This is a genomic window from Micromonospora sp. CNZ303 (assembly GCF_004345505.1).
In genome coordinates this window covers 1-18,747 of sequence record NZ_SLVT01000018.1, presented here as the reverse complement: position 1 = coordinate 18,747, position 18,747 = coordinate 1, and the positions used below count along the sequence as shown (strand labels likewise).

At 71.9% G+C, this 18,747-nt stretch carries 17 protein-coding genes and 2 tRNA genes; 9 read left to right on the top strand and 10 right to left on the bottom strand.

Features of this window, described 5'->3' with window-relative positions; genetic code table 11:
- Positions 1-86: 86 nt before the first annotated feature.
- Positions 87-1,256 carry an MFS transporter gene (locus tag EV374_RS24575; protein WP_132239259.1) on the top strand — a complete coding sequence of 390 codons (1,170 nt, stop codon included), beginning with the start codon at positions 87-89 and terminating at the stop codon, positions 1,254-1,256.
- A 137-nt stretch (positions 1,257-1,393) separates the two neighbouring features.
- Here the strand turns inward: EV374_RS24575 and EV374_RS24570 are convergent, their stop codons facing one another.
- From EV374_RS24570 to EV374_RS24555, 4 genes are all read right to left on the bottom strand, one after another.
- Positions 1,394-2,491, bottom strand: a complete 1,098-nt coding sequence (locus EV374_RS24570; RefSeq protein WP_132239257.1) for an FAD-dependent oxidoreductase — start codon at positions 2,489-2,491, stop codon at positions 1,394-1,396.
- A gap of 184 nt (positions 2,492-2,675) precedes the next feature.
- Positions 2,676-3,899 (bottom strand): S8 family peptidase, encoded by a 1,224-nt coding sequence (locus EV374_RS24565; protein WP_132239255.1) that lies wholly within the window; start codon positions 3,897-3,899, stop codon positions 2,676-2,678.
- Positions 3,900-4,017: 118 nt separating this feature from the next.
- On the bottom strand, positions 4,018-7,230 hold the full coding sequence (locus EV374_RS24560; protein WP_132239253.1) for an Hsp70 family protein: 3,213 nt from the start codon (positions 7,228-7,230) through the stop codon (positions 4,018-4,020).
- A gap of 106 nt (positions 7,231-7,336) precedes the next feature.
- Entirely contained in the window at positions 7,337-8,203 is an 867-nt protein-coding gene (locus EV374_RS24555) for a sigma-70 family RNA polymerase sigma factor (protein ID WP_132239251.1), read from the bottom strand.
- A 146-nt stretch (positions 8,204-8,349) separates the two neighbouring features.
- Between EV374_RS24555 and EV374_RS24550 the strand changes: the two genes are divergently transcribed.
- A complete protein-coding gene (locus EV374_RS24550) occupies positions 8,350-8,814 on the top strand; it encodes a carboxymuconolactone decarboxylase family protein (RefSeq protein ID WP_207914526.1) in 465 nt (154 codons plus the stop codon).
- Positions 8,815-8,883: 69 nt separating this feature from the next.
- Here EV374_RS24550 and EV374_RS24545 read toward each other — a convergent pair whose 3' ends face one another.
- Together EV374_RS24545 and EV374_RS24540 are read right to left on the bottom strand one after the other, a co-directional pair.
- Entirely contained in the window at positions 8,884-9,303 is a 420-nt protein-coding gene (locus EV374_RS24545) for an ASCH domain-containing protein (RefSeq protein ID WP_132239249.1), read from the bottom strand.
- Between the two features lie 327 nt (positions 9,304-9,630).
- Positions 9,631-10,074 (bottom strand): hypothetical protein, encoded by a 444-nt coding sequence (locus EV374_RS24540; RefSeq protein WP_132239247.1) that lies wholly within the window; start codon positions 10,072-10,074, stop codon positions 9,631-9,633.
- Between the two features lie 751 nt (positions 10,075-10,825).
- Between EV374_RS24540 and EV374_RS24535 the strand changes: the two genes are divergently transcribed.
- Positions 10,826-11,125 carry a PH domain-containing protein gene (locus EV374_RS24535; protein ID WP_165947903.1) on the top strand — a complete coding sequence of 100 codons (300 nt, stop codon included), beginning with the start codon at positions 10,826-10,828 and terminating at the stop codon, positions 11,123-11,125.
- Between the two features lie 139 nt (positions 11,126-11,264).
- On the opposite strand, the gene EV374_RS24530 is transcribed toward EV374_RS24535, so the two are convergent.
- Both EV374_RS24530 and EV374_RS24525 read right to left on the bottom strand, forming a co-directional pair.
- Complete coding sequence (locus EV374_RS24530; RefSeq protein WP_132239243.1) at positions 11,265-11,741, bottom strand: hypothetical protein; 477 nt, start codon at positions 11,739-11,741, stop codon at positions 11,265-11,267.
- A 328-nt stretch (positions 11,742-12,069) separates the two neighbouring features.
- Positions 12,070-12,143, bottom strand: a tRNA-Gly gene (locus tag EV374_RS24525).
- Positions 12,144-12,334: 191 nt separating this feature from the next.
- Here EV374_RS24525 and EV374_RS24520 point away from each other — a divergent pair.
- From EV374_RS24520 to EV374_RS24495, 6 genes are all read left to right on the top strand, one after another.
- A tRNA-Pro gene (locus EV374_RS24520) sits at positions 12,335-12,408 on the top strand.
- 136 nt (positions 12,409-12,544) lie between these two features.
- A complete protein-coding gene (gene tig, locus EV374_RS24515) occupies positions 12,545-13,891 on the top strand; it encodes a trigger factor (RefSeq protein ID WP_132239241.1) in 1,347 nt (448 codons plus the stop codon).
- Positions 13,892-14,060: 169 nt separating this feature from the next.
- A complete protein-coding gene (locus tag EV374_RS24510; protein WP_091628855.1) occupies positions 14,061-14,702 on the top strand; it encodes an ATP-dependent Clp protease proteolytic subunit in 642 nt (213 codons plus the stop codon).
- A gap of 10 nt (positions 14,703-14,712) precedes the next feature.
- Positions 14,713-15,375, top strand: coding sequence for an ATP-dependent Clp protease proteolytic subunit (locus EV374_RS24505; RefSeq protein ID WP_132239239.1), 663 nt, complete (start codon positions 14,713-14,715; stop codon positions 15,373-15,375).
- 218 nt (positions 15,376-15,593) lie between these two features.
- Positions 15,594-16,889 (top strand): ATP-dependent Clp protease ATP-binding subunit ClpX, encoded by a 1,296-nt coding sequence (clpX, locus tag EV374_RS24500; RefSeq protein WP_132239237.1) that lies wholly within the window; start codon positions 15,594-15,596, stop codon positions 16,887-16,889.
- A gap of 150 nt (positions 16,890-17,039) precedes the next feature.
- Positions 17,040-17,837: a carbon-nitrogen hydrolase family protein gene (locus EV374_RS24495; RefSeq protein WP_132239235.1), complete on the top strand. Its 798-nt coding sequence runs from the start codon at positions 17,040-17,042 to the stop codon at positions 17,835-17,837.
- Between the two features lie 3 nt (positions 17,838-17,840).
- On the opposite strand, the gene EV374_RS24490 is transcribed toward EV374_RS24495, so the two are convergent.
- Entirely contained in the window at positions 17,841-18,068 is a 228-nt protein-coding gene (locus EV374_RS24490) for a hypothetical protein (protein ID WP_132239233.1), read from the bottom strand.
- A gap of 369 nt (positions 18,069-18,437) precedes the next feature.
- Positions 18,438-18,747, bottom strand: a 310-nt coding sequence (locus tag EV374_RS33015; protein WP_207914524.1) for a hypothetical protein, incomplete at its 5' end; no start/stop codon positions are given.

Here is an 18,747-nt window from a genome sequence, read left to right as displayed (position 1 = left end):
GACTCGACCTGCGTCGGCAACCGCGACGCCGGACCACCTCACCGCCCAGCAAGGCCTCACGGAGCACGGGCTAGGAGCGTCACCGCATGACCACGACCGGCGGGAAACTATCGTTCTACCGGCCCATCGTCCCGCTCTTCGCCGCGATCTTCCTGTGCCTGCTCGGCGTGGGCGCGTCTCTGGCGGTGCTGCCGTTCTACGTCCTCGACGAGCTGGGCGGCAACCGGGTCGAGGTGGGGGTGGTGATCGCCGCGATCGCGGTCTCCGCCGTGATCGCCCGGCCCATCGCCGGCCGGCTCGGCGACCGGCACGGGTACCGGACGGTGATGCTGGGCGGGGCGGTGGTGTGCGCCGCCGCCGGGGCGGCCTACCTGGTGGCCGGCAACGTCGGCGTGCTGGTCGGCGTCCGGGTCCTGCACGGGATCGGTGAGGCGGCCGTCTACACCGCCGGCGCGGCCTGGCTGGTGGCGCTGGCGCCGGCCGACCGGCGGGGCCGCGTCGTCGGCCTGTACGGCATCTACATGTGGCTGGGCATCACGCTGGGCGCCCTGCTCGGCGCGGTGCTGCTGCGTACCTCCGGTTATCCGGCGGTGTGGCTGTTCGCGGTCCTGGCGGCGGCCGTCGGGGCCGCGCTCGTCGCCACCCGGCCGCGGCCGCAGCAGGCGAGCCCGGCGGGCCGGGCCGGCATCCTGCCGCGCAGCGCGGTGGCGCCCGGCGTCGCGCTCTCCCTGGCCGGGTTCGGCTACGCCGCGCTGGCCGCGTTCGTGGCCCTGCACATGGCGGAGCGGGGCATCGAGAACGGCATCGTCGCGTTCAACGCGTTCGGCTTCACCTACGTGGGGGTCCGGCTCGTCGTGGGCGGGCTGCCCGACAAGCTCGGCGCCGGCCGGGTGGCCGTCGGGTCGGCCCTGGTGGAGGCGGTGGGGCTGCTCCTGGTCGCGGTCGCGCCGAACCTGCTGGTCGCGGTCCTCGGCGGGCTGGTGATCGGCGCCGGGCTCTCGCTGCTCTTCCCGGCACTGGCCCTGTTGGTGATCAACCGTACGGACCCGGCCCACCAGGGGACGGCGCTCGGCGCGTTCACCTCGTTCTGGGACATCGGCCTGGTGGCCGGGGCGCCGCTGGCCGGCCTGGTCGCCAGCATGGCCGGCTACCCGGCGGTCTTCCAGGTGATGCTGCTGGCGGCGCTGCTGTCGGCGGCCCTCTCGGCATGGACGATGCTGCCCCGCCGCTCCCCGTTGCACCAACACTCCGGCTGACTCCCCGCCCTCGCCCCACGCTCCGCGGGTCATGCGGTTGGCGGCGAAGCCGGTCTCCCCGGCTGCCGCCGACCCCATGACACCGACGCGCGTGGCCGGGCGGCGGGGTGGCCGGGCGGCGGGGTGGCCGGGTCGGGTCAGGGGAGGCGGGACGGCGACAGCGGGGTGGGATCGACCGGGGGCGCGGCGTCGACCGCCAGCGCCGCGAGCAGGGCGCCCGCCGCCGGCGAGGTCTGGACGCCGTAGCCGCCGAGCCCGGCCATCCAGAGGAAATCCGGGGCGTCGGGCGCCGGGCCGATCACGGGCACGTCGTCCGGGGCGGAGGTCCGCAGCCCGGCCCAGGGCTGGTGGACGCGACGGATGTCCAGTGTGGTCGCCGCCTGCACCCGGTCGGCGCCGATCGCCACGTCGAGGTCGTCGGGGCGGGCGTCGCCCGGCGGCGCGGGAGTGGTGTCGCACGGGGAGACCAGCAGGCGCCCCGACTCCGGCTTGAAGTAGAAGGTGCCGTCGACGTCGTTGACCATCGGCCAGTCCCCCGCCGGGACGCCGGCCGGCGCGTCCACCAGGAAGGCGGTGCGCCGCAGGGGCGTCAACCCCGCCGGTCGTACGCCGGCCGCCGCCGCGACCTCGTCGGCCCAGGCGCCCGCCGCGTTGACGACGACCCGGGCGCTGAACTCGCCCGCGTCCGTGCGCACCTGCCAGCCGTCGCCGCCGCGCCGCAGCCGGCGCACCCGCGCGCCGCACACGACCCGGCCGCCGGCCGCCCGGATGCCGCGCAGGTAGCCCTGGTGCAGCGCGGCGACGTCGAGGTCCCGCACGGCCGGCTTCACCATCGCCCGCCGGCACCACTGCGGCCGCACGACGGGGCAGTGCCGGGGCAGGTCGGCGACGTCGATCTCGCGGGCCGGCGGGTCCACCTCGGCCCCGTCGCGCAGGGCCGCCTCGAAGGCGTCCTCGCTGCCCGGTGGGCAGAGGCTGAGCGTGCCGCGCGGAGTGAGCAGCGGATGCTCGGCGAACCCCGGCGGCGGCGCGGTGAGGAAGCCCCGGCTGGCCCGGGTCAGCGCGCGCACCGCCGGCCCGCCGTAGTACTCGGAGAACACGGCGGCCGAGCGGCCGGTGGAGTGCTGGCCGGGAACCTGCTCCATCTCCAGCAGCACCACGGTCCCGTACGGAGCGAGGTGGTGTCCGGCGCTGGCGCCCGCGATTCCGCCGCCGATGACCAGATAGTCGATCATCGATTGAACTTAGTCGGCGGGCCCTGCGCGGACAAGGCCCGCCGAACATCGATCTCCCGCCGCGGCCGTGGCCGTAGCCGGAGTTCGCGGCCACGGCCGCAGCCGTGGCCCCGGCAACGGCCGGAGCCCACGGCCACGGCTGCGGGTGAGTCCCCCGGCCCGCCGGTGCGGCGGGCCGCGTGGGTCAGGGGCCGCAGTAGAGCAGGCGGTTCGGCGTGCCGCTGACCACGCCCGTCACCACTCCGGTCGTCGCCCGGCCGACCAGGTACGCGGCCACCTGCGCGGGGCTCCAGGTCGGATTGGCCGAGAGGGCGAGCGCGGCGCAGCCGGTGACGTGCGCGGCGGCCATCGAGCTGCCGCTGATGGTGTTCACCGCCGCGTTGCCGGTGTGCCAGGTGGAGGTGATGTTGGCGCCGGGGGCGAACAGGTCGATGCAGCTGCCGTGGTTGCCGCTCGGCATCCGGGCGTCGGTGCTGGTGGTGCCCGCCACGGTGAGCGCCGCCGCCACCCGCGCCGGGGAGTAGTTGCAGGCGTTGGCGTTCGAGCTGCCCGCCGTGACGGCATAGGTCACCCCGGACGAGATCGACCGGTTCACCGCGGCGTCCAGCGCCGTGCTGGCGCCGCCGCCGAGCGCCAGGAGCGCCACCGCCGGCCGCACGGCGTTCGCGGTGACCCAGTCCACCCCGGCGATCACCTGGGAGAAGGTGCCGCTGCCGGCGCAGTTGAGCACCCGTACCGGCCGCAGCCGGATCTCCTTCGCCACCCCGTGCAGGGTGCCGCCGATGGTGCCGGCCAGGTGGGTGCCGTGACCGTTGCAGTCGTCCGCCGGACCGCCGTCGACGAGGTCGACGCCGCCGCCGGCCCGGACGCCGAAGTCGCCGTGCGTGCTCCGGATGCCGGTGTCGATGACGTACGCGTGCACGTTGTGCGCGGTGTTCGGGTAGGCGTACCGGCCGTCGAGCGGGAGGTTGCGCTGGTCGATGCGGTCCAGGCCCCACGACGGCGGGTTGAGCTGCACGCCCGGCCCGACGAGGGTCACCACCCGGTCCCGCTCCACGTACGCCACGGCCGGGTCGGCGGCGAGCCGCCGGGCGGCCCGCTCCGGCAGGTGCGCCACGAATCCGTCGAGCGCGTGCCCGTAGACGCGGTCGACGGTGGCCCCGTAGCGGTCGGCCAAGCGGCCGGCGGTGTCCGCGACGGTGGCCCGCCGGTCGCCGGCGCGTCCGACGGCGTCGTCCCTGAGCACGACGACGTATCCGTCGGTCACCGCGTTCGGGGCGTCGGCGTGCAGGATCTCGCCGGTGGCCGGGGTGGCCGCCGCGGGGGTGCCCATCGCGGCGACGACCGCGGCGGCGGCGAGTACGCCCACCGTGCGGGCCCGCCATCGCCGGGTGCGGGGAAGTGTCATCTGCCGGTCCTCCTCCTGTCGGCCCCGCGCCGGCTCGTGACCGGACGCGGAGCAGCCTGGCCGTTGAGAGGAGGCTATCGGCTATATAGATCCATCTGAATGCCTGTGGGGGTGTCGGCTACCCGGCGAACCGGTAGAGCACGAATCCGTACGGGGACTCCGCCCCGGCGTCCCCGCTCTGCCTGCCGGCACCGCAGGCGATCACGCTGGTGTTCCACGAGCACGTGTCGCTGCGTACGTCCGCCAGCTGGCCCAGCTCGGCCACCTCACCCGAGCCCACCGACAGCCCGGCGACGCTGCGGTCGTCCTCGACCGAGCTGGGCGGGTCGGCGAGGAGCAGCAGGTTGCCCCCGTCGAGCCGGACCGCCACCCCGCGACGGTCGGCGAGCACGGCGCGACCGTCGGGGCCGAACAGCGTGCCGGCCGACTCCGGGGTGGTCCGCCGGGCGAGCAGGTGCTCGCCGAGCGGCACGAGCCGGGTCGCCCGGGGTGCCTTCCACCGGCTCATTTTCTCCTCGGTGGCCGCCACGACCTCGGTGGTCTCGTCGTCGCCGCCGGTCACCTCCAGCAGGCACGCCCGCCGCTCGCCGCAGGGCACCAGAGCCTCCGGCCGGCGCTTGTCGTCCTCGGCCGTGTACAGCACCTTCGGCTGGGCGTCGCTCGTCAGGTCGTACGCGAGCAGCTGGTAACCGGCGTCGTCGCGGGCCACGTAGAGGCGGTCCTCGTGCGCCACCACCAGGTCGTCGTGGTCGGCCACCCCGGCGCGGGTGCGGACCACCCGGCCGCTGCCCATGTCGATGAGTCGGACCGACCGGTCGGCGCCCACCTGCACGATGCGGTTGACCTCGCCGCGCCAGGGATCGCGCGGGGAGCCGTCGAGGAAGGCCGGGCCGCCCAGGGCCTTGTCGGTGGTGACCGGGTGGACGCTGGTGCGGGTGTTGTCGTACTCGTCGCGCGGGCTGGGCTGCGACCAGACCTCCCCGCCGTCGCCGAGACGCAGCCCGACGAGCCGTTTTCCGGCGCGGTCCACCTGCACCGCGACGCCGTCGCCGAAGATCACGTCGTCGTTGCCCAGGATCGACCGGCGCCACCGCTGGTCGCCGGAGGCGCCGTGGAGCAGCACGAGGTCCCGGGGGGTGTCGTCGCCGATGGCGTCGGCGAAGACCGCGACCGCGCCGGGCAGGGCGACGATCCCCTTCCACCGGTCGGAGGACGCCGCGGTCTGCCTGCGCCACTTCACCGCGCCGGTGCCGGCGTCGACCGCCACCACCTCCAGCCGCCCGTCGCCGAGCGGATACCCGAGATAGGCCCGCTGCCCGAGGAGCGCGGTGAACATGTCCGCCGGTCGTTCCGTGCCGGCGGGCACCCGGGTCAGCTGGTCGACGGTCCGGAACTCCAGGGCGGGGTAGCGGTCCCGGGTCAGGTACAGCACCGCCGCCGTCGCCACGCCGGCGAGCGCGAGCACGGCGGCGAGCGAGACCCACAGCGCCCGGCGTCGGGGGAGCGCCGGCCCACTCCGGCCGCCGCCGGGCGACACCGACACCGGCGTGCCGGAGACGGGTACGCCCGGCCACGCCCCCGCAGGACCACCCTGCGGTACGCCCGGCGCTGCGTAGGGTGCCGCGCCGCCCGCCGGTGCACCCGAGGCCGGGGCGGCGGCCGGAGTCCCCAGCGGTGCGTACGGTGCCGGGCCTTCGGCGGGTGCGCCCGACGGGCCCGCAGCCGGCGCCCACGGCGGCGCGAACGGTGACGGGCCTGCGCCCGGCGGCGCGAACGGTGACTGGCCCGCTCCCGGCGGTGGGAACGGGTCGGCCGGTGCCGGTGCGGCGGGCACGGTCGGGGCGGTCGACTGCCCGGCGACCATGGTCGGCGTCAGCCCGGCGGGCAGGGCCGGCGTGACGCCCTCCGGTCCGGCGACGGCCGTCGGCGTGGGGGCCGGGCCGGCGGGCACGGTCGGCACACCGCCGTCGTGGCCGCCGACGCCGTCCCCTGGTGCGGCGGGCGCGTGCGGCGAACTGCCGGCAGATGCGGGCTGCGCCGGCACGGCGGGCGCTGCCGGTGCGAGGGCCTGTGGTGCCGGTGCCGGGGCCTGCGGTGCCGGCGCGGCGGGATCAGGCGGTGGTGCTCCGGCCGGTTGCGCCGGGGCGGGCGGTGGCGCGGGTGCGGCGAAGGCGTCGGCGGCCCGGGCGCGCCGGGGCAGGGGCAGGTCGGTCAGCGCCCCCTCGGCCACCGGCAGCTCCGGCTGCTCCAGCACGGTCGGGGCGATGCCCAACTCGGCGTGCAGCAGCCGGGCCACCATCGGCATCCGGGTGGCGCCACCGACCAGGAACAGGCCGGAGAGCTGCTGCGGGTCGAGGCCGGCCGCGCCGATCACGTCCCGGGTCACCGCCACCGCCCGGCCCAGCAGCGGCCCGGCCACCCGCTCCAGGTCGGCCCGGGTGAGCGTGACCGCCGCCTCCACCCCCGGCACGGCCACCGGCGCCGCCGGCACCCGCGACAGCATCTCCTTCGCGCCCCGGACGTTCTCCCAGAGCTCGTGCCGCTCCCGCCACTGGGTCGCGGACTCCGGGCGGGTCAGCCGCTCCCACCGCGCCGGATGCGCCTCGGCCACCAGTTCGCCGAGCCGACCCAGCAGGGCGGCGTCCACGTCCAGGCCACCGAGGTCGTCCGCGCCGCCCGCGGTGACGACCGTGAACCCGGAGTCGCCCCACGGGTCGGCGCCCTCGTTGCGCAGCACCGCGACGTCCAGAGTCCCGGCGCCGAAGTCGAAGACCGCGATCGTCCCGCCCACCGGCACCGGGCGGCGCAGCACCTGCGTGTAGTAGCGGGCGGCGGCCACCGGTTCCCGCAGCAGCCGGGTGCCCGGCGGCGTGGGACCGGAGAGCGTGTGCTCGGCCGCCGACGGCCAGCCCGCCGTCGCCAGGGCGTCGGCCAGCACCTGGCGGCGGGCGGCGTCCCAGGTCGCCGGGCACGTCAGCACCGCCGGGGGCAGGAACCCGACCGCCTCGACGGCCGCCCGGGCCACCGCGTGCAGCGTCGCGGCCAGCAGTTCGGCCGGCGGGTACCGGCGGTCACCCAACACGACGGCGGGCTCGTCGATGCGCCGCTTCGGGTTGGGCTCGTACCGGCCCGGATCGGTGCGGGCCAGCCGCTGGGCGTCCCGGCCGGCGTGCAGCAGCCCGTCCGCGTCGGCGTACACGCCGGAGGGGATGATCGGCTGGCCGTCCACGAGCAGTGCTCGGGTGTGCCCGTCGGGTCGGCGCAGCACGGCGACGGTGTGGGACGTGCCGAGGTCGACGCCGAGGGCGTACCCCTCGTGCTGGCCTGCCATCTGCCGTTACCTCCGCGGGACGAGGGGATGCCCGGCCCCGAATCGTACGCAGCAGCCGCACCTGCGCCGATCGCGCCCTGACGGGCGGCTCAGGCGGCGCGGACCGTCACCCGACGACCAGGTCCAGGCCGGCGATCTGCGCGGGGTCGGCGACCACCTCGATGCCGAGGATCCGGTCGGTGACCACGAAGCTGAGCACCAGGCGGGTACGGCCGTCGACGAGCACCACCGCCCCCGGTGCGCCGTCCACGAACGCCGGCACGGCCCCCTGCGCCTTGCCGGAGAAGAAGTTGGCGACCGTGGCCGAGCCGCGTGCCTCGCCGGCCCCGCCCATCCGTACGGCCGCCGCGTCGGAGCGCAGGACGACGTGCGGGTCGAGCAGGGTGAGCAGGTCGTCGAAGCGCCCCTCGCGGGACGCGGCGAGGAACGCCTCGACGGTCCCACGCTGCCGGGCCCGGTCGGCCTCCGGCGCCGGCGACCCGCCCTGCACGCGCCGGCGGGCCCGGCTGGCGATCTGCCGTACGGCGGCCGGGCTCCGGTCGACCACGGGCGCGAGCTCGTCGAAGGAGACCGCGAACATGTCGTGCAGCACGAACACGAGCCGCTCGGTGGGGCCGAGGGTCCGCAGCACCACGTCCAGCGCGCGCCCGACCGACTCCGTGAGCATCGCCTCCCGCTCGGGGTTGGCCTCGCCGGCTCCGGGCGTGGTCGACTCGTCGGCGGCCACGTCGGCGGGCCGCTCGTGCCGCGCGGCGCTGGAGCCCAACCGGTCGAGGCAGACCCGCCCGACGGTGGTGGTGAGCCAGCCCGGCAGGTTCTCGATGCCGTCGACGTCGGCGCGGCTGAGCCGCAGCCAGGTGTCCTGGACCGCGTCGTCGGCCTCGGCCCGCGAGCCGAGCATCCGCTGGGCCACGGAGCGCAGCCGTTGGCGCTGCTCCTCGAAGCGCTCGGCGAGCAGGTCGGTGTCGCTCACGGCCTCGCCATCCCGGTCGACCTCCGGCCTTTGTGTGGCCCGGGTCACATCTGTCACGTCGCCCCTCCGGCTGTCGACAGCAGGGTGACGGAGAAGGAAGCGCTGCGGCGGGGGCGTCGGCAGCGTAACAGGAAGGACGGCACACGATGTCCGTACAGGCCCGTATGCAGAACCCCGCGACCCTGCTTCCCGACGCGGTGAAGGCGATCAATCTGCTCTACAAGGCGGCCCACTCGGCCGGGGTCCCGGGGAGCACCCTGGAGCTGGTCCACCTGCGGGCCAGCCAGATCAACGGGTGCAGCGCCTGCGTCGATTCCGGTGCCCGCAACGCCCGCAAGGCGGGGGAGACCGAGGAGCGGCTGTTCGCGCTGGCCGCCTGGCGGGAGACGCCGTACTTCACCGACGCCGAGCGGGCCGCACTCGCGCTCGCCGAGTCCGCGACCCGGCTCGCCGACCGGGCCGACCCCGTGCCCGACGAGGTGTGGGACGAGGCCGCCCGGCACTTCGAGGAGAAGGAGCTGGCCGCGCTGGTGCTCTGGCTCGCCACCACCAACTTCTTCAACCGGTTGAACGCCACCACCCGCCAGCCCGCCCCGCAGAACTGGGGCTGAGCGGGCGACCGACCCGGGCGTACGGCGCGTGCCGCCGCGCGCCCGGGTCGCGCGTGCGGCAAGGGGCGCTCAGACGGTGTGCACCAGCCGGAAGCGCTCGAGCAGCACCTCGGTGTCGTCGTCGACGGTGAAGCCCGGGTCGCCCAGCTCCGCGCGCACCTCCGCGCTGTGCCAGAACGTCTCGTGCCCGGCCCGCCACTGCGCCACCGACTCGTACCCCTCGCCCTCGTCGAGGGCGTGCGGCTGGTCGACGTCGCCGAGCCGGACCACGCGTACCTCGGTCACCTCGATCACCGCCACCCGCCGGCCCGCCGAGTCGATCACCGCCGAGCGTTCACCCACCTCGGGCATCGGCTCGTCCGTCCGCTCGTAGCCGAGCACGAGGCTGGACGTCGACGTCTTCGCGCCGGACAGGATCGCGGCCACCAGCTGGTCCCGCAGCGGCCCGGGGAAGGCGAACTCCGCCGTCGGAAGATCATCAAGCTCCACGCCGAAAGACTACCCACGTCGTACGGCGGTCGCCTTCCGATCGTCGCGGCGTCGCTCGCCGATAAGTACCCGAGGACTCACCTGACGGTGGTGCGGCTCGGGCTGCGCATATCACCGTCCGTCAGGGCGCTCGATCCTCGGGGCCGGCGATGGCGAGGACCGCCGCCAGTCGGCGTCTCCGCCCCGCAACGAGAACGACCCAGGTGCGGCGGGAACGCCGGCGACCTGGGCCGGAACCTGTGGAGCAGACGACGGGCTGGAACCTGCACCCTCAGAGTGAGGAGCGCTCCCGGCGCTGCCATGCACCCGCCGCAACGGCTCTCGGCGCTAACTACCTTTGATGTACGCGATCGTGGGCTTCTCCGAGTTGTACCGAACGAAATGGTCCGTATTGCTGAAGGTGTTGCACCCGTAACTGTCGCCTTCCTGGTCGAAGAAGTCGTAGTCGTAGTGCTCTTCGTTGGAGAATTCCAGCCGGTAGGCATATCCGCCGACTTGTTCCCCCGACATGTCCGTATTGGAGTGCAGCTTGTACCTCGAGATAGCCGTCGTGGTCTTGAAACTGGCCTCGGTGGTTATCCAGTCGTTTCCACCAACGGGCCAGTTGCAGCTGATGCCGAAGTCGGACTTCCCCTCGGGCGCAGCCGATCCTCCCTGGTCCGCGTCGGGTTCGCTGAGGTAGCCCACCTCGTACTTCTTCCCCTTGGCGCTGGTGAACTCCTTCCAGACGATGGCATCCTCGTTTACTTTGACGGCAACCTTCTTCGCCATTTTCCACCTTTTCGGCAGGGCGGTTGTTGCTCCGCCTCGACATGCCCTGGTGTGCGATCAATGGCCACGATAGGTGAGTGATCGGCATAGCGATCTGATTTGCTCACTACCGCCTCGGTCTGGCGCTGTTTCGGTACCATGTCGCGGTGCCGTGCCGCCCGGTCGTGACCATGGCTGATCGAGGTCAAGCGCACGCATGGTCCCTCGGCGGTGCGTCCCCCGTTGCACCCGGTGGTGTTCGTGCCGCGAGCGCGCGTTGCACGCCTCGACGCATTCGTCTCGATGCGCCAGGAATGTGCCGCAGGCGACGCACCTCGGGGGATGTCAGCTCACGCCGGCTGGCTACCGCTGTCGCTGCGGCTTCGTGGTGGAACCTGCGCCTCGCAGGGCGTCGCTGGAGCCATGCGAGCGTGCGGTTGGGCGTGCCGGCCGCAGTGACGGTCGTGTTGATGACAGCCGCCATCCGTCGTTCGACTGCTCTGCTGTGGGTGGGTGCCCTCGTGACGGGAGTGCTGTTCGTCCCGTGTGGCGGCTGGGCGTTGTTCATCGCCGTTCGGGCCGGGGGCGGCTTGCCGTGTCGCTGGCTCTCCGTGCGCCTGGGCCCCCGGTACCCGGTGGCAAGCCGCGGAGCGGCACGGCAGCCGATCGCTCCGACCTCGGTGCCAGCCGGCCGTCCACGCGATCGGTACGGCGTCGCCGCGTTCTGCGGTAACGCTTCACGCCGATAGCTCAGCCACGTACCGTGCATCCCGTGGTCAGTCGGGTGTTCGTCGATGACATCGGCATCAACCTGGTGTACACCGCCGGCACGGCCCTATACCGATGGCCGGAGATAGCCAACGTCTCCGTCCAAGCCTGGCTGCTGCCTCCCGAGAATCAGCGGTTCGTGGAACTGGACATCAGCCACGTCTCCGGAGAGTTCGTCACGGCCAGCGAGCTGTTTGAGGGCTTCTACGAGGCTGTGGCCGCTGTCGCGGCACAGGCTGGTGCCCGGCTCCCTGACCTGTCGACCCTGGATCCCTCGGACGGCGTCGTTCAGATCTATCCCTAAGGCAGGGCATGGCCCACCGCGTCGGCCGATGCCGGCCGGAGGCCGCCAGCAGGGCGGCGCCCCGACTCCCGAATGAGGGCGACTGTCCGGTGATCATCGTTCGCTCTGAGGAAAGCCCGCCATGCGGGCGAAGTCCCGGCTACCGTCCTGCCGTGAGAGAGCGGAACTGTGGCTCGGCCTGACGCCAGATGCTGATGAACTCCAAACGGGGAACGCTCAACCGCATCCATACGCCCACCGGTGGCGCCCACGGCGGTGGCATATCCCACTCCAAACGGGGGCGGGTGGTGAAAGTGAACACCACGTCGAGCTCGGTCATCTCCACGTACATATTCAGGTGGTCGAAGGTGTCGCCGAGGTGCAACGGCTCCCGCTCCCGTATGCCAGGCTGCTCCGCCAGCCTGCACAGGCGGCAGAGATCCGTGTAGTGCGGGTACCAGGCAGTTGTGCTGCCGTCCCCGATCGGGACGCCACCCACGTAGAGCTGGAACTCACCGAACCGACCGTCCTGACTGGTCGGGACGAACTCCACGCGAAACGCATCGCGGGAACCCGCAGCCGGCACCGGCATGGCGGAGTCGACAACACCGTCGTTTGCATCCATCTGGGAAACCACCGGGTCGATGCTACGGACGGCATCTCCCGATACCTCGCACCCACGAAGCGCGACCGGTCTCGCCCTGCCAGTCCAACCAGGAGATGCAGCCCGCCGCGCCGGCCGGAGGCCGTCAGCAGGCCGGGCGCGGCGGACGGGCCGCGCTTGCGCGGCCCGCTGATCCAGAAGGGACCTGCAAGGACGCGAAGCCGAAGCGGCCGGCACGCGAACCCGCCTCGGACGGCACGGCCGGCGCTACTGGCACGTTAGTGGCACGCAAGATCAAAGAGCGCTGGAACGAGAACGGCCCAGGCTCGGCAGCAACACCGCTGACCTGGGCCGGAAGTTGTGGAGCGGGCGACGGGAATCGAACCCGCACCGTCAGTTTGGAAGACTGAAGCTCTGCCATTGAGCTACGCCCGCGTGCGCCCGGATGCCGTGGGCGCGCCGACAGCGTACCCAATGACCCGCCCGCCTCGCGCAGCTGTATCCCGCCCGGGGGAGCGACGGGCGGGTCCTGGCCGCGCCGGATGTCCGGTTGGTCCCCCTTCGGCGCGTTGAGGGACGCCCCGGGACTTCCGGCGGGTCGCGACGGCATAGACTGCTCGTCGCCACGGGGTGTGGCGCAGCTTGGTAGCGCACTCGCTTTGGGAGCGAGGGGCCGTGGGTTCAAATCCCGCCACCCCGACTGTCGTCCGCGGCCGGTCGCCGGGGTCGCCCTCTGTGCGGTCCCCGGCCGCTGCCGGTGCGCCCGGCCGGCTCGCCTACACTCGATGGGCTAATCACGCCCAGACTAAAACCGAGATCCGTCAAGGAGTACGCCTGTGAAGAGCACCGTCGAGACTCTGAGCCCGACGCGCGTGCGGCTCGCCATCGAGGTGCCGTTCGTCGAGCTCGAGCCGAGCCTCAGGAAGGCGTACCGGGAGATCGGGCAGCAGGTCCAGGTGCCCGGCTTCCGCAAGGGCAAGATTCCTGCGGCCGTGATCGACCAGCGGGTCGGCCGGGGCACCGTCCTCAACGAGGCGGTGCAGGAGGCCATCCCGCAGAACATCCTCGCCGCCGTTCGCGAGCACGACCTGAAGACGCTCGGCCGTCCCGAGGTCGAGATCACCGAGTTCAACGACGGTGACTCGCTGAACTTCACCGCCGAGGTCGACGTCCGCCCGGAGATCACCCTGCCGGACCCGGCCACCATCGAGGTGACCGTCGACGAGCTCCAGATCGACGACAGCGAGATCGACGAGCAGGTGAAGAACCTGCGCGAGCGGTTCGCCACCCTGAAGACCGTCGAGCGGGCCGCCCAGGAGGGCGACTACGTCCAGATCGACCTGAACGCGACCGTCGACGGCGAGGACGTGCCGGGCGGCTCCGCCAGCAACATCTCCCACGAGGTCGGCAGCAAGCAGCTCCTCCCGGGCCTGGACGAGGCCGTCGTCGGCCTGGCCGCCGGCGAGGACACCAGCTTCACCACCCAGCTCGTCGGCGGCGACTTCGCCGGCCGTGACGCCGAGGTGGCGGTGACCGTCCGCACGGTCAAGGAGAAGGAGCTGCCGGAGCTCAACGACGAGTTCGCCCAGATGGCGAGCGAGTTCGACACCATCGAGGAGCTACGCGGCGACCTGCGGGAGCGGGTCACCCGGGGCAAGCGGGTCGAGCAGATCTACGCCGCCCGCGACAAGGCGCTGGAGCAGATGGTGGCCGCCGCCGAGGTGCCGGCGCCGGAGGGCATCGTCCGCGAGGAGGTCGAGAGCCGCAAGCAGGCGATGGTCGACCAGCTCGAGCGGATCGGCGCCTCCCTGGAGGAATACCTGGCGGCCGAGGAGAAGACCGAGGAGCAGATCGACGCCGAGCTGACCGAGGCGGCGACCGAGGGCGTCAAGGTCCAGCTGCTGCTGGACACCCTGGCGGACGCCGAGGACGTGCAGGTCTCCGACGACGAGTTCGGCCACGAGATCGTGCACCGGGCCCAGCGCGCCGGGATGGCTCCGCAGCAGTACTACGACCAGCTGGTCCGCTCGGGCGCGGCCGGTGCCGTCTTCGGTGACGTGCGGCGGGGCAAGGCCCTGGCCTCGGTCATGGAGCGCATCAAGATCAAGGATTCGGCGGGCAACGAGGTCACCCTCGACGCGCTGCGCGCCGAGAACGAGGCCGAGCACAACCACGAGCACTGACAGTGCGGGGAGGCCGCCGTCCGCCGCCTGCGGTGGACGGCGGCCGATTCCCTTTTCGGGTACGCCTCGGCGGTACTGCGCTGATAGCGAACACTGCCCGGACCGGCGCTCTGCCATCCGGCTGAGCGGTTAGTGTCGGGTAGGACGGTACGGAGAGCGAAGGGCTGCCATGACCGACATGCACATCCAAGCGAAGCCGCTCCGGGCGATCGATGCCCGCGGTGGCGACACCATTGGCAACCTCGACGACTCGGTCTACAACCGGTTGCTCAAGGAACGCATCATCTTCCTGGGCAGCGAGGTGACCGACCAGGTCGCCAACCGCATCTGCGCGCAGCTCCTGCTGCTCGCCGCGGAGGACCCGGACCGCGACATCAACCTCTGGATCAACTCGCCGGGCGGTTCGGTCTACTCCGGCATGGCGATCTACGACACCATGCAGTTCATCGACAACGACGTCTCGACCGTGGCGATGGGCATGGCGGCGTCGATGGGTCAGCTGCTGCTCTGCGCCGGCACCAAGGGCAAGCGCTACGCCCTGCCGCACGCGCGGATCATGATGCACCAGCCCTCCGGCGGTCTGGGCGGCACCGCGTCCGACATCGCCATCCAGGCGGAGCAGATGCTCTACACCAAGCGGATGTTCCAGGAGCGGGTCGCGCACCACACCGGTCAGAGCCAGGCGCAGATCGAGGCGGACTCCGACCGCGACCGCTGGTTCACCGCCCAGGAGGCCCTGGACTACGGCTTCATCGACAAGGTGATCATCGGGGCCGCCCAGGTTCCGGATGGCGCCGGGACCCTGAGCTGAGGAGCTGACGATGACCGACCTGAGCCTGCCGCCCCAGTTCGCGGCCGTGCACAACCGCTACGTCCTGCCGTCGTTCGTCGAGCGCACGTCGTACGGGGTCAAGGAGTCCAACCCCTACAACAAGCTCTTCGAGGACCGGATCATCTTCCTCGGCGTCCAGGTCGACGACGCGTCGGCCAACGACGTGATGGCGCAGCTGCTGACGCTCGAGGGCACCGACCCGGACCGCGACATCATCATGTACATCAACTCGCCCGGCGGTTCGTTCACCGCCATGACGGCGATCTACGACACCATGCAGTACGTCCGGCCGGACATCTCGACGGTCTGCCTCGGCCAGGCCGCAAGCGCGGCGGCCGTGCTGCTGGCCGCCGGCACCCCGGGCAAGCGGATGGCGCTGCCGAACTCGCGGATCATCATCCACCAGCCGGCCACCGAGGGCGGCTACGGGCAGGGCTCGGACATCGAGATCCAGGCCCGGGAGATCCTGCGGATGCGCACGCAGCTCGAGGACATGCTCTCGCGGCACTGCAACCAGCCGATCGAGAAGGTCCGCAAGGACATCGACCGTGACAAGATCATGACGGCCGAGGAGTCCAAGGAGTACGGGCTGGTGGACACCATCCTCACCAGCCGCAAGAAGGGCCTGCTGGCGGCCAACGCCGCCAGCTGAACAGCTCGGGTCGCGGTCGGCCGGGAGTCCGCTCCCGGCCGACCGTCTGACACACCCGTTTTGGGGGTCGGAGAAACCTCCGCCAGCGGGTAACGTCGGGTCTGTGCCGCTCCACCGGTACGTTGGCGGGGTGGACGAGCGGGGTGAAACGAGGCGGACGCTTCCACGTCCGCAGGCGAGGGCCGGGTCTCCGGCCGACGAGTGCAGGGAGAACGTAGGTGGCACGGATCGGTGACGGCGGCGACCTACTGAAATGCTCGTTCTGCGGTAAGTCGCAGAAGCAGGTCAAAAAGCTCATCGCGGGCCCTGGGGTCTACATCTGCGACGAGTGCATCGATCTCTGCAACGAGATCATCGAGGAGGAGCTGGCCGAGTCCGGCGAGGTGAAGTGGGAAGAGCTTCCCAAGCCGATGGAGATCTGCCAGTTCCTCGACACCTACGTCGTCGGGCAGGACCAGGCCAAGAAGGCGCTCGCCGTCGCGGTCTACAACCACTACAAGCGGATCCAGGCCGAGGCGGCCGGCGCGCCGGGCTCCGGCAGTGACGCCGTGGAGCTGGCCAAGTCCAACATCCTGCTGCTCGGCCCGACGGGGTGCGGCAAGACCCACCTGGCGCAGACCCTGGCCCGGATGCTGAACGTGCCGTTCGCCATCGCCGACGCCACCGCGCTCACGGAGGCCGGCTACGTCGGCGAGGACGTGGAGAACATCCTCCTCAAGCTGATCCAGGCCGCCGACTACGACATCAAGCGCGCCGAGACCGGCATCATCTACATCGACGAGGTCGACAAGATCGCCCGCAAGTCGGAGAACCCGTCGATCACACGGGACGTCTCCGGCGAGGGCGTCCAGCAGGCGCTGCTCAAGATGCTGGAAGGCACGGTGGCCAACGTGCCACCGCAGGGCGGGCGCAAGCACCCCCACCAGGAGTTCATCCAGATCGACACCACAAACGTGCTGTTCATCTGCGGTGGTGCCTTCGCCGGGCTCGACCAGATCATCGAAGCCCGCACCGGCCACGGCGGCACGGGCTTCGGCGCCCGGCTCCGGTCCGTCTCCGAGCGGTCGACCGACGACATCTTCAGCCAGGTCATGCCGGAGGACATGCTGAAGTTCGGCCTGATCCCCGAGTTCATCGGCCGGCTCCCGGTGATCACCAATGTGCGCAGCCTCGACCGCACCGCCCTGGTGCGCATCCTCACCGAGCCGCGCAACGCCCTGGTCCGGCAATACCAACGCCTCTTCGAGCTCGACGGCGTCGAGCTGGAGTTCGAGCCGCCGGCCCTGGAGGCGATCGCCGACCAGGCGATGTTGCGCGGCACGGGCGCCCGCGGCCTGCGCGCGATCATGGAAGAGGTCCTGCTCTCCGTGATGTACGAGGTGCCGAGCAACCCCGACGCCGCCCGGGTGCTGATCACCCGCGAGGTGGTGCTCGAGAACGTCAACCCGACGATCGTTCCCCGCGAGTTCACCGGCCGGCGTGCCCGGCGGGACCGCGAGGAGAAGTCGGCCTGATCCACCGCCGCCGCGCCCGACCGCTCCGGTCGGGCGCGGTGTCGTGTCCGGCCCGACCGACGCCTGGAGGCTCGACCCACCCGTGGCCCGGGAGCCCCGCCACCGCTTCGACGCTGTCGCCACGCCCCCTCCGGTCGTACGCTGATCCCCATGCGCGTCGCCGTCTGTCAGCTGAACTCCCGGGACGACCGTAAGGCGAACCTCGCGGCCGCGGAGGCCGTGCTGGAACGCGCGGCGGCGGCCGGCGCGGACCTGGCGCTCCTGCCGGAACTCGTCGACTACCTCGGCCCCGCCGCAGGGCTCCCCGAACCGGAGCCGGTCGACGGCGAGGTGGGCCGGTTCTTCGCCGGCGTCGCCCGGCGGCTGGGCATCTGGTTGATCGCCGGTTCGATCCACGAGCGCGGGCCGGATCCACACCGCACGTGGAACACCTCCCTGGTCTTCGACCGCTCCGGCACGCTTGCCGCCAGTTACCGAAAGATCCACCTGTACGACGTGGAGATCCCCGGCAGGGTCTCCTATCTGGAGTCGGCCACCGTCGTCCCGGGTGACCAGCCGGTGGTCGTCGACGTCGAGGGCCTTCGCGTCGGCCTGTCGATCTGCTACGACCTGCGGTTCCCGGAGCTGTACCGGCAGCTCGTGGTCGAGGGCGGCGCCCAGCTGCTCGTGGTGCCGGCGGCCTTCATGGTCCACACGGGGCGGGACCACTGGGAGGTGCTGCTGCGCGCGCGGGCGATCGAGAACCAGTGCTTCGTCGCCGCGGCGGGGCAGGTCGGCGACCACGAGCCGAGCCGGACCTGTTACGGACGCAGCATGGTGGTCGACCCGTGGGGGATGGTGCTCACCCAGGTGCCCGACGGCCCGGGCCTGGCCGTGGCCGACCTCGATCTCGACCGGCTGCGGACCATCCGCGCCGAGCTGCCGAGCCTCGCGAACCGCCGCCTCTGACGCTCACCCCTGAAGCAGTACGCCCAGCACGGCGAAGCCGGCGATCGCGGCGGCTGTGACCAGGAGTGCCGTCGTCATGCGGGACCGACCACGGCGGGCCAGCCGAGCCACCGAGACCAGGACGACGAAGACCACGAAGGCGCCGATGACCAGCTGCCAGAACGGCAGCAGCAGTCCCGTCAGCGCGTCCTCGGCGAGCACGGTCACCCGGATGCGCGGGAGGTCAGCCATGACAGACACTCTGGCACGCCGGGACCGCCTGCGGACCCACGCGGTCATCACGAATGCGCGACCGCCGGCGGCCGCTCGGGATCCACAGTGACGAACGCCGATTTGCCTTCTCCGGGCGGGCGGCGTAACTTTCTCTCTGCACGCGGGAGGCCGGACAAACCGGCCGACAACGGCACCAGGCTCGTGGCGGGAACGCCGGGCGAGGCTGAGGACCGGGCGGTGCGAGGACACTCCAAGACGGGGTTGCGATCGCGAGACCGACCGGGTAGAGTTCGGAAGCCGGCAGGAGCCGGGCGGATAGCCACGAAGTGGCGATCGGCCGGTCTGCGGATTCCCACGACAGCAACGACCGCCCTCATACGGCGAGCGTCATCGTGGACTTCGGAGCATTTCCTTGATCACCTCGGACACGAGGTTGACGACAGGAAGTGAGCCGAGTAAGGTAGAGGAGTTGCCCCAAGCGGGTTCCCACAATGTGGGACGCCCGAGTGGTGTGTGGTTGTTCTTTGAGAACTCAACAGGGTGCTTGATAAGCCAGTGCCAATTATGATTTATACCCTGGACTGGTCGGGCTTCGGTTTGGCTGGTCTTGGATTCCTTTGGCAACACTTTTTGTTGTCGGGACAGTTTTTCAACAAGTTTTTGTTGGAGAGTTTGATCCTGGCTCAGGACGAACGCT

Excerpts from the sequence above, each read along its gene's own strand:
- EV374_RS24490 (WP_132239233.1), bottom strand. The coding sequence starts at position 18,068 with ATGGCTGACCTCCCGCGCATCCGGGTGACCGTGCTCGCCGAGGACGCG.
- EV374_RS24565 (WP_132239255.1), bottom strand. The coding sequence starts at position 3,899 with ATGACACTTCCCCGCACCCGGCGATGGCGGGCCCGCACGGTGGGCGTA.
- EV374_RS24495 (WP_132239235.1), top strand. The coding sequence starts at position 17,040 with ATGCGCGTCGCCGTCTGTCAGCTGAACTCCCGGGACGACCGTAAGGCG.
- EV374_RS24550 (WP_207914526.1), top strand. The coding sequence starts at position 8,350 with ATGTCCGTACAGGCCCGTATGCAGAACCCCGCGACCCTGCTTCCCGAC.
- EV374_RS24560 (WP_132239253.1), bottom strand. The coding sequence starts at position 7,230 with ATGGCAGGCCAGCACGAGGGGTACGCCCTCGGCGTCGACCTCGGCACG.
- EV374_RS24505 (WP_132239239.1), top strand. The coding sequence starts at position 14,713 with ATGACCGACCTGAGCCTGCCGCCCCAGTTCGCGGCCGTGCACAACCGC.
- EV374_RS24570 (WP_132239257.1), bottom strand. The coding sequence starts at position 2,491 with ATGATCGACTATCTGGTCATCGGCGGCGGAATCGCGGGCGCCAGCGCC.
- EV374_RS24540 (WP_132239247.1), bottom strand. The coding sequence starts at position 10,074 with ATGGCGAAGAAGGTTGCCGTCAAAGTAAACGAGGATGCCATCGTCTGG.
- EV374_RS24510 (WP_091628855.1), top strand. The coding sequence starts at position 14,061 with ATGACCGACATGCACATCCAAGCGAAGCCGCTCCGGGCGATCGATGCC.
- EV374_RS24575 (WP_132239259.1), top strand. The coding sequence starts at position 87 with ATGACCACGACCGGCGGGAAACTATCGTTCTACCGGCCCATCGTCCCG.